General features: G+C 37.7%; 7 protein-coding genes and 1 riboswitch. All 7 genes read right to left on the bottom strand.

Annotation, left to right across the window (positions count from 1 at the left end; translation table 11 throughout):
• Window positions 1-68 precede the first annotated feature (68 nt).
• Window positions 69-2,171 carry a prolyl oligopeptidase family serine peptidase gene (locus ACMA47_RS15020; protein ID WP_413930411.1) on the bottom strand — a complete coding sequence of 701 codons (2,103 nt, stop codon included), beginning with the start codon at window positions 2,169-2,171 and terminating at the stop codon, window positions 69-71.
• A 96-nt stretch (window positions 2,172-2,267) separates the two neighbouring features.
• Complete coding sequence (locus ACMA47_RS15015; RefSeq protein WP_413930410.1) at window positions 2,268-2,630, bottom strand: hypothetical protein; 363 nt, start codon at window positions 2,628-2,630, stop codon at window positions 2,268-2,270.
• A 3-nt stretch (window positions 2,631-2,633) separates the two neighbouring features.
• The gene (locus tag ACMA47_RS15010; protein ID WP_413930409.1) at window positions 2,634-2,945 is read right to left on the bottom strand and encodes a hypothetical protein; all 312 of its coding nucleotides are present in this window, start codon (window positions 2,943-2,945) and stop codon (window positions 2,634-2,636) included.
• Window positions 2,946-3,022: 77 nt separating this feature from the next.
• Window positions 3,023-4,108 (bottom strand): peptide chain release factor 1, encoded by a 1,086-nt coding sequence (gene prfA, locus ACMA47_RS15005; RefSeq protein WP_034692695.1) that lies wholly within the window; start codon window positions 4,106-4,108, stop codon window positions 3,023-3,025.
• A 153-nt stretch (window positions 4,109-4,261) separates the two neighbouring features.
• Entirely contained in the window at window positions 4,262-5,566 is a 1,305-nt protein-coding gene (locus ACMA47_RS15000; RefSeq protein ID WP_413930408.1) for an APC family permease, read from the bottom strand.
• A 7-nt stretch (window positions 5,567-5,573) separates the two neighbouring features.
• Window positions 5,574-8,006 (bottom strand): TonB-dependent receptor plug domain-containing protein, encoded by a 2,433-nt coding sequence (locus tag ACMA47_RS14995; protein WP_413930407.1) that lies wholly within the window; start codon window positions 8,004-8,006, stop codon window positions 5,574-5,576.
• 93 nt (window positions 8,007-8,099) lie between these two features.
• A riboswitch (SAM riboswitch) is annotated at window positions 8,100-8,205 on the bottom strand.
• A gap of 259 nt (window positions 8,206-8,464) precedes the next feature.
• Complete coding sequence (locus ACMA47_RS14990; protein ID WP_413930406.1) at window positions 8,465-11,302, bottom strand: alpha-amylase family glycosyl hydrolase; 2,838 nt, start codon at window positions 11,300-11,302, stop codon at window positions 8,465-8,467.
• Window positions 11,303-11,427 lie beyond the last annotated feature (125 nt).

Below are 11,427 nucleotides of genomic sequence, written 5' to 3'. Positions count from 1 at the left end.
TTTACAAACTTTAGCAAAAGAAAAAGGCCGGACAAATGTCCGACCTTTCTTATTGGTATCAATTTAAATTATTTCTTTATTCCCATCTCAAATAAAGCAAATGATATAAGATCTGCATTCTCACTGATCACCTGATCTGTTGATCTTCCAGCTCCGTGACCTGCATTCTTCTCAATTCTTAAAAGAATAGGATTTTTACATGCTTGTTTTTCCTGAAGCTCTGCTCCAAATTTGAATGAATGTGCCGGAACTACTCTGTCATCATGATCACTGGTAATGATCATTGTGGATGGATAGCAAGTTCCTGCTTTTACATTATGTACAGGAGAATAGGATTTCAGATATTCGAACATTTCTTTGCTGTCTTCGGCAGTCCCATAGTCGTAAGACCATCCTGCTCCGGCAGTAAATTTATTATACCTCAACATGTCCAAAACTCCAACTCCAGGGAAGGCTACTCTCGCAAGGTCCGGCCTCATTGTCATTGTTGCTCCTACTAATAATCCACCATTTGATCTTCCTGACAACGCCATGTATTCTTTTGAAGTATAGCCTTTACTTTGAAGGTATTCTCCGGCAGCGATAAAGTCTTCAAAAACATTTTTCTTCTGCTGTTTTGTTCCTGCATCATGCCATTTCTTACCATATTCTCCACCACCACGGATGTTTGGAACAGCATAAATACCACCATTTTCCATCCAGATAGCGTTGACTACAGAGAATGAAGGCTGAAGACTGATGTTGAAACCTCCATAAGAGTAAAGAATAGTAGGATTTTTACCGTCCAGTTTTGTTCCTTTCTTATAGTTGATCATCATAGGAACTTTTGTACCGTCTTTTGAAGTATAGAATACCTGTTCCGAAACATAATCATCCGGATTAAACTTCACTTTAGGTTTCTGATAGACTTCAGACTTTCCTGAGTCTACATTGAATTTATACGTAGTTCCCGGTGTAATATAATTGCTGAAAGAGAAGTAAACATCTTTCTCTTTTTCTTTTCCTCCGAATCCTGAGATATTACCTTTGCCCGGAAGAGTAATTTCTCTCACCAGTTTTCCGGTTTTATCAAACTGTTTTACCTGGTCTATGGCATCAATCATGTAAGTAGCAAAGAAATATCCTCCCCCTGAAGAGATCCCCAATACATTTTCAGTCTGTGGAATTACGTCTTTCCATGTTGCAGGAGCCGGATTAGCGATGGTAGTTTTTACAAGACGCATATTCGGAGCATCTTTATCTGTAAAAATGAAAAGATCATCACCTTGTGTATCTACGATGCTGGCATTGATATCAAATCCGCTCATAATTTGTACAAAATCTCCTCCTTTTTTAAGATCTTTTATATACAATTCATTACCATTTGTGGCATTAGCAGCAGAAATGATAAGATATCTCTGATCTTCAGAAACTCCGGCGCTCAGATATCTTCTTGGAGTTTTATCTCCCCCGAAAATCAATTTATCCTGAGACTGTTTTGTCCCCAGTTTATGAAAGTATACTTTATGCTTATCCGTCATTCCGGAAAGTACTGTTCCTTCTTTAGGTTTGTCGTAGCTTGAATAATAAAATCCTTCGTCTCCCTGCCATGAAATTCCGCTGAATTTTACATCCAATAAAGTTTCATCAATCTGTTTTTTAGTCACAGCATCGATGATGATAATTTTATTCCAGTCACTTCCTCCTTCAGAAATAGAGTAAGCTGCAAGGTTTCCTTTTTTATTGAATGAAAGATTGGAAAGAGAAGTCGTTCCTTTTTCTGAAAATTTATTAGGATCTAAAAATACTTCTGTAGCATTGGTCTTGTTGTTGGTTCTGTACAAAACAGATTGCGCCTGAAGACCATCATTTTTATAATAATAGGTATAATCTCCTTCTTTGAAAGGTGCTGAAATTTTCTCATAGTTCCAGATATCTTTCAGCTGGTTTTTGATTTTATCCCTGAACGGAATTTTAGAAAGGTAATTCTGACTGTAAGCAACTTCTTCATCTACCCATTTTTTAGTAGGTTCAGAGTCATTCTCCAGATCTCTGAAAGGATCAGAAACAGTGTTTCCGAAATAGGTATCTGTCTGGCTTCCTTTTAATGCTTTAGGATAAATCATTTTCTGAGAGTAAAAAGATGCTGAAAACAACACTCCAGCGGTTAACAATATAGGTTTAAAATTCATACTGATCGGTTTTTCTCAAAAATACGCAAAGTATGTGAAATAAAAAAAGCCCCGTTATATTGGGACTTCTTTATTCTTTATGAAGATATTTTTCAACTATTCATTGGCTCCGAAGCTTTCAAAATAGAAGTCGGTAAGGTTGGAAACAATTTCATCCGGACTGCCATTCCAATAGTATATTTTATCTCCTTCTTTAAGTTCGTATAAACTAAAGTTTTGATCTGTTGTTACAGTCTTATTGGCATTTTTAAAATCCTGAACGGCCTGAATTAAATATTTTTTAAGGTCTTCCGCTTTTATTTTGTTCAGATCTCCTTTTGGTCCTGAAGTCAGTTTTGATGGAACAAGGAAGCTTACAGAATAGCTTATTTCAGCAATTTTTTGCCCTTCAACATGTTCATTCGGGACTACTTTTACGTCTTTAACGGTAAGTTTTCCCGTTTTAAAGTTTCCAAACATAGCTCAGAAATAGTCTTCAGCTTCTTTTTTACATGCTGCTGCCGTAGCTTTAGGAAAAGCCGCAAGAAAATTCTCTACACTGCCATTGATCATTTCCTGTGAAGTTTCTTTAAAATCTACCTGATAAGCAGTCTGTCCGTCTACTGTAGGTTTTAAATAATCATTAAGCTTATTCAATGCTGCATCATCATTACTCACAAAAGTTCCAAAAAAGAGTTCAAAGGCTTCTTTAGGTTTCTTTACTTCTGTCTGAGCCATCAGTTGCTGTCCCATTATGGTAAGCAACAGCAGGAAAATAATTTTGTAGTTTTTCATAGTTGATATTTTGTTTTGTTATTGGGAAAAACAAAGCCCCTGAACAGTCAGAGGCTTTGTTTTTATTTATTTTAATTTTAATAATTCTCTTCTTCCCCTTTCATCTTCTCTGCATTTTCTGCCATGATTACAGCGTCAATCATTTCAGAAATATCACCATTCATATAAGCATCAAGGTTGTACATAGACTTATTGATTCTGTGGTCTGTAACTCTACCTTGTGGATAGTTGTAGGTTTTAATTTTTGCAGAACGGTCACCTGTAGATACCATAGATTTACGTTGTGCAGCGATATCTCCCTGTACTTTCTGTAATTCAATATCATATAGTTTTGTTCTTAGCATTTCCATTGCCAACTCACGGTTAGCAAGCTGAGAACGAGCCTGTTGACAAACTACAACAAGTCCTGAAGGTTTGTGGGTAAGTTGAACTTTAGTTTCAACCTTGTTTACGTTCTGACCACCGGCACCTCCTGAACGGGAAGTCTGCATTTCAATATCTGCAGGATTCAGTTCAAAATCTACTTCTTCAGCTTCCGGAAGAACAGCAATAGTGATGGCGGAAGTATGCACTCTTCCCTGAGATTCAGTTTCAGGTACACGTTGTACACGGTGAACTCCGGATTCGAACTTCATGATTCCATAAACTCCTTCTCCTTCCACTTTCATGATCAATTCCTTGTACCCTTTTGCGGCTTCGTTAGAATCTGTTACTTCATGTCTCCATCCCTTTGTTTTGAAATACATGGTATACATTCTGTACACATCTTCCACAAAGATAGCTGCTTCATCACCACCTGTACCGGCACGTAATTCCACGATAACGTTTTTGTCATCTGCAGGATCTTTAGGGATCAGTAATACTTTCAGCTCTTCTTCAAGACCAGGAATTTTAGCCTGAGCTTCCAGTTTTTCTTCTTTAGCCAGATCTACCAGGTCTCTGTCTGAACCATCTGCAATGATTTCTTCAGATTCTGCGATACTATCCAAAGCACCTTTGTACTGATCGTAAACTCTTACAATTTTCCCCAAATCACTATATTCTTTGTTCAAAGAAGAATATCTTTTTTGGTCTGAAATGACATCAGGCTGTATAATAAGGTCTGCAACCTCATTATATCTTTGTTTTATAGCTTCTAATTTTGGAATTAATGATTTAGACATTGTAGAAATTTTGTGGGTGCAAAGATAAGGATTATTAATTCAAAATTAAAATTCCGAATCATCATAAATTTTTGAGCATTAGGGATAAAGGATGCAAAACCACAAAAAGACAGATTTGCCAATCTGTTTATTCCCCTTTCTGAATCATCAAAATTAAGTTTGAGATCCTTTAGAAAGTCTTCTGTCTATTAAATATAAAGCAATTCCTACCGCGATAATTCCCAATCCTATCAAGCTTTCTTTAGGGTTATGAATGAATGTAAAATAGAGAATATAAAAGCTAAATAGTAAAAAAACAGCCGGAAAAATGTGGAATGCATTCGACTTAAAGATTTTCCTGTCTTTTTTCTTCAGGAAGAATACAGTTGAAATCGCTAAACTTGCAAAAAGCTGCAAAATAAAGGCTGTATAGACAAAAATTTCTTTAAAACTTCCTGTCAGAATAATAATAGCTGCAATTACTGCATGGGCAAAAATGGCTCTTACCGGAATTCCTTTTGCATTGCCCATTGACAATGGTTTCCAAATAGAGGTATGTTTTGCAAAAGCCTGTGTTAATCTTGATCCTACCCACAGATAACCACTGATGGTTGCAATAAGCTGCAGAGCAATAAAAATATTGACAATCTTTCCAAAAGCCGGTCCCAGCATATTGACTGCCGCTTCTCCCATTACATCTTCTTTTCCTGCCAGTTGACTTACAGGTGCATGTTTCAGCATAATATAGTTCACCAGAATATAGCTTACCGTCACGAAAACAGTTCCTATAATCAAGGATTTTGGAAGATTTTTCTGAACATCTTTTATTTCTCCTGCGATATAAGAGGCCGAATTCCATCCCGTGTAAGAATAAGTTACAAATACCAGAGAGGTCGCAAATGCAGGAAGCATGATTTCATTCTGCCAGCTGTCACTGAAATTGAGACTGTTACCTATCTGTGGTGAATCTGAAATTTCTACCCCAAGAATAACCAGTACAATAATAAAGGCTATCTTAATGAATGTGAAAAAGTTATGAAACCTACTGGATGTTTTCAGGCTGAAAGATAACGCAATCGCAACCAGAAAAATCGCTGCAATCGCAAAGCCGTTTCCAAAAGAATACTCAAATACGGAAAGGTATTTCGACATTGCTAAGGCTGCCAGCGCTACCGGAGAGGAAAATCCAATGATGAGCGAAACCCAGCTTATCAGATATCCGAATATGGGATGATAGGTTTCTTTGAGATAAATAAAATCGCCTCCGTTTCCTTTAAAATGTGAGCCTAATTCTGCATAACAAAATGCCCCAAATAAAGCAAGAACTCCTCCGATACTCCATAACAGAAAAATACTGTAGGTATTGGTAATATCGGATAACTGAAATCCCAGGGTTGTAAAAATCCCTGTTCCGATCATATTGGAAACAACGATGGCTGCTGCTGTTTTCCAGCCAATCTGATGTGAGGTGGTACTCATTTACTGATTAAAAATTAAAATTAAGCCTTCCGAAGAAATAATTCCCCAGCGTTCCCATCTGAACCGGTGCATATTTGAATACTCCATAATACGAATTTTCATAAATCTGGCGATCCGGGAAGACATCAAATACATTGTTGGCTCCTACTGTAAAGTTGATGCTTTTTGTGATATCATATCCCACACTGATATCGGTAACGACCTTTGGTGAGAACTCCTGCACGCCTCCAAACGGATAGCCATCTCTTATTACTTTACCAAAATAGGTATTTCTTACGAGAAAACTGAACTTCCCGATTCCATAATTTAATCCTAATGAAGCTTTTGTTTTGGGAGACAGGGTTTCAATGATGTTGATCTGATCCGGACCAAAAAACTGATCCTGAGGCGTTCCTAAGTTTTCCGGAAAATGGAAATCTGTGATTTTAGTTTCCGTATAGTTTCCGGCAAGATTGATATTTAATTTTCCCTTGCCAAGAATCCAGTCATAGGTTACTACAACATCAACTCCTTTTGTTTCGGTATCAATAGCGTTGGCAAAAAATCTTCCGCTTTCTACCTTAAACTGATCTAATCTTTCATCGGTAATATTGCTGGTGATTACAATTCTGTCTTTTACTTTGATCCAGTATCCATCTATGGTAACTGTCAAATTGTTTAAGGGTCTCAGAGTAAATCCTGCACTTGCATTGACAGAAGTTTCCTGTTTAAGTTTATCAAATCCAAGAATTTCAGCGGCTTTGCTGTCATTGCTAAAAATTCCCTTTGTGACAATCTTCTCGCCGGAAGTAGAAATATCAGCATAAGAGTTATTAAAATACTGCTGTTGCAATGATGGTGCTCTGAATCCTGTTCCAACTGCAGCTCTTACCGCATAGTTTTTTACAAATTCATATCGTACCGCAAGCTTTCCATTCAGAGTATTTCCAAAATCTGAATAGTTTTCAAATCTTGCCGCTGCATCAATATTCAGTTTTTTATCTAAATCATAGGAAACATCTGCATACACTGCGGTGGAATGTCTGTCTTTCTTCAATGCATTATTGGGAGAAAACCCAATAAAAGATTGAGATCCGCCCGCACCAAGCACTGTTGATCCTTCAGTGGCCACATTTCCATTGACGTCATATTGGGTATAAGATGCTTCGTCACCTGCCTTGATCTGATATTGCTCAAATCTGAATTCTCCTCCGAAGGCGATATTGAAACGGTTTATATTTTTGGAAACATCAAGATTAACGGTATTTTGAAGAAAGCTATGCGCTCCGGCATAAAAACGGGTTGGAGATTTTGCTCCCAAAGAAGCATTATTCGTATTGTTTACATTATAATTGAAGGTATTGCTTCCAAAGGTATTGCTAAGGTCAAAAAACCAGTCGTTAACATTATATTTCGCTCCTACCGCATAAGAAACATCGTATACCTGAGAGGCCAGAGTAGCCTGAAATCCATTCGGATAAATGGATGAAACGACATTAGATTTTTCACTCGGAAGCCTTCTGAAACCAAAGCCATTTCCTTCTTTGATGCTGAATCCTCCAAAAGAATACAGTTTAAAATTGTCATTAAAAGGATATTCTGAGTTGAAAAACAGCTGTCCCTGTCTGATTTGGGCATCTCCGATCTGAAAATTAAAATCGTCACGTGTTAATCCTCTTTTTGCAATTTCTGCATCATCTACGGCTCTGGCAGCTTTTACGGCTTCTGCATCACCAGCAAATTCATAAGCAAAATTATCTCCGAAAATATCCAGGTCATGATTTTGCGTTCTTGTGGTTTTTCCTCTGTGACTTAGCTGTAATGAAAGATTAATATAGCCTTCTTTCTTTCCTAATGAGGTTCCATAGTTAACTCCTGCCTGGTAAGTATCACCATCATTTCTTCCGGTTAATCCATAGGTAAGGCTTGCTGAAGCTCCGGCATTTTTTTTAAGAATTATATTGATTACTCCTGCAATGGCATCAGAACCATATTGTGCAGCAGCTCCGTCTCTTAACACTTCTATTCTATCAATTGCAATGACGGGAATGGTACTCAAATCTGTTCCTACAGAGCCATTCCCTACCGTATTCTGATAATTGACCAATGATGTAGAATGTCTTCTTTTTCCGTTAAGCAAAACCAGAACCTGATCAGGCCCCATTCCTCTCAAAGTAACAGGGTCAATATGTTCTGTCCCATCAGAAGCAGACTGTCTCACTGCATTGAACGATGGAATCACATAGTTCAGGAGATCCTGAGCAGTCATTTGCGGAGCGCTTCTCTGGATTTTATCGATATTAATTACATCTACAGGAACAGGTGTCTCCAGCTTTGTTCTTTTGACATTACGGTTTCCGACGATGATAATATCTTCGATCTGTTTTCCTTTTTCCTCACTTTCCTGAGCAGCGACCAGAATTGCCCCAAGCAATAATACAGCTGTGCTTAATTTTTTCATTTTTGTTCTTGCCAATTAATAATACGAATCTGACGGATCTTTCCGCAGATACACAAGACTTCAAGAAATGGAATTCATATAGAGTATTGACTTCACTTATCTCCCCCTAAGGGTTGGAATTAGCACCTTTACACTTCTGGAACTGTGTAGGTTGCTAAGGTTTCATCGGGCCAAATCCCTCCACCTTTCTTGATAAATCTACTGCAAAAGTAGACTATTTTTTTAAATGTACAAAAAAAAGGCAAAGCTGCTGATCTGCAAATTTGCCTTTTATTATTTATAGAACTTGTTTAAGCTTTTATTTCTGAACCATTAAGGTTTAATAAGAGTTTAAGAGTATTAAGATAAGCTTCGCTTTAAGCTTAAAAATCAGAATGATCCATCTTAACTACACTTTACTTCTCAAATAGCCCTTAATGGTTCAAAATATTACAAATCAACAAATTCATAATTCGTTTTTATTGAATCATCATTTTTTGAATGGCTATTCCTGTGTCTGATTTTAGCTGAATCAGATAAGTTCCTGCCGGATAATTGATTTTGGCTTCATAGGTACCGTTTTCTTTATCCAGTTTGAAAGAATCCATTCTTTTACCGGTCATATCAAAAATTGAAATCTCACCATTTTTTGCTTTACTGAAAACGAGTTTAGCTATTCCGTTTCGAACCGGATTATCTGCAATCTGAAGAGATAATTTGTTGGCGGCATTGACATCTGCTGTTGACAAAGCACCCGCGTAATTACCAAAGATTCTGAATTCCCCAGGTTGTAAAGTGATTGGAGCTGTTGTGGAAGCTACATTTGAAATACTGTTGTCCATCAGATTCTGCCATTGACCTATGTAAGGGAAATAAGGGATAACATTCTGTGCGGAAGTGGTATAATTTGCTAATACAACCACATTCTTTATTCCCGTGGCAATAGCAGCATCATACACGTAAATTCTTGTGATCAGCCCGGTAGGATCATTCGCAAGGTTATTGGATTCTATACTGTAGGTTTTAGATTTAAAAACCTGATGGGTATTTCTGATGTTGATGATTTTAGCCCATGTATCATATACTGCCTTTCTGTTTGCATTGGTATCATATCCTAAAGTGAATGCAACAGGTTTTTCATCGGTTCTGCATCCGCTGTCGATAGTACCATTCGCACATCTGTTGATACTGAATTCATATCCTAATTCTCCAAACTGCCAGATCATTTTCGGACCGGGAATGGTAAAGAAAGTTGCCCCGAAAGTTTTCATTCTTTCAAGAGCGGTATTCAGATCTTTCACATTATAACTTCCGTTAACTGCACCATATGCAAGATTTTTAAACATCAGTCTTTCTTCGTCATGGCTTTCTCCATAGCCTACAGCACTCATATTGGTGAAGCCGTGAAGACTGTGATTCATGCGGTCATAATTGCTGTTTTCCTGATATCCCATTGTATTCTGATTGTAAGGGTCTGTCTGTTTATTCCAAAGCATAACCCCTTTTCCTTCTGCGATTCTGTAGTTCGCCCATTGCTGCTCTTCTGCATCTGTTCCCAGGTGTTCGAAGATCATATAAGAATTGGGGTCAATGGCCCATTGTCTGTCGGCATAGTGTTTCATGATGTCCACTCTGTCCTGCTGATAGGCATTGGTACAGGCTTCATCATTTTCAGAACAGCTTTGTGTAAATCCTTTTGTTAAATCCCAACGGAATCCGTCTATGTGATATTCTGTAAGCCATTGCTGAAGACATCTTTCAACGTAATATTGCGTTGAAAGGCTTGTATGGTTAAAATCATTGAATACATTGTATGAATGTTTCGGGACCTGATTAAAGTAAGGATTGTTCGGTGCAACATCGCCATAGCCATCACCATCCGGATCTACATTCCAAAGTCTTACCAAAGGAGAACGTCCTGTAGCATGATTAAACGCGACATCCAGAATGACTGCAATTCCGTTCTGATGGCATAGATCTACAAATTCTTTGAATTTTTCCGGAGTTCCATAAGCTTTGTCTAATGCATAATGGAAAGAAGTATTATAGCCCCATGAAAGATTTCCGTCAAATTCCATGATCGGAAGTAATTCTATGGCATTGATTTTTAAGTTCTTTAAATACGAGATTTTATTAATCAGTGACTGCCAGTTCTTTTCCTGTGTAAAGTCTCTCAATAATAATTCATAGACCACCAGATCTTGTTTTGCTGGTCTTTGAAAATTGGTAACCTGCCAGTTATAAGCGGTCTGTCCGGTTTTAAATGTTGAGACTTCAAAACCCTGCCCGGCAGGAAATGCTGGTAAGTTCGGATAGGTAGAAGCTGAAATCCACTGATCATCGTAAGAAGATAGAATTTGTGGAGAATAAGGATCTGCTACTTTCCTCAAATCATTGGTTCTGTATTGGAAGGTATAAAGCTGCTGAGGAGTAATTCCATTGAGCTCTATCCAGTACAGATCAGGATTTGCGGTATCTTTTTTCATTAAATACGTGTCATTCACTGCCCAGTTATTGAAACTTCCGATGACATGGACGAAACTTTTCCCCGGAGCATATAGCGCCAATCCCACTTTGGTAGGATCTGTCGGGTGGTAATTGATTCCCTGTCTGATCCAGTTCGGTATTGCTTCAGAAACTACATTTCTAGGAATCTGTAAGATAAATGTGGCCGTTTTAGAATTGGTTCCCTGTGTAGCTACAAGTTCCATACTGACATCCTGAGTAACTGTGTAACTGTAAGAATACGATTGTGAAGGAGTTGTCGTAGAGTTGACAACAGTTCCGTTGGCTTTTAACTGAAATGTTGCATTGGTATTGACTGTAGCTGTAATATTGATAGAATTCCCGACAGGAACAGTAGTGAGGCTATTGGCCAATGGATTGGTAAGATTTAAACTTAAAGTCCCTACGTTTACAAAAATGTCGGGTGATGTCTGATGGGAGCCTGTTTTATCTTTTAATAAAAATCCGAACCTTCCGATTCCTGTTCTTCCAAAGAAAGCAGTTGGGGTAAAAGTAAGTGAATAGCTGTCTGTTGCAGCATTATAAACCAACTTATTCAAATCATTGGAATTATTCCAGCTGCCATTGGTAGGGCAATCCTGACTGTTCTGATAATTGGTGTCAAACGACCAGGTCCACATATAAATGGCATTATTGGAAATTCCCCAGGCCGTTTCGTCAATCTGATCACCAGGAACCGTAAGCGTAATGGCATCTGTTTCATTGAATGGATTGGGAGAAATTGTATAATTAATCTGCCCAAAAACGTACATTGCAATCAGCAGAAAAACAACGGAATAAAATTTTCTCATGTCTTATTTTTTATCGAATATAGTGTTATTTTTTATTCATATCAGCTACTTTTAATCAGTTTTCGGGAAATATTCCCATTTTTTGAAAAAAAACCAAATAAAAAAGACTCATGAAATTTCATGAG

This window comes from Chryseobacterium sp. T20 (genome assembly GCF_047345655.1).
Lineage (GTDB): Bacteria > Bacteroidota > Bacteroidia > Flavobacteriales > Weeksellaceae > Chryseobacterium.
Note: the sequence above shows the minus strand (reverse complement) of the source record. Positions and strands in the feature narration are given on the sequence as shown.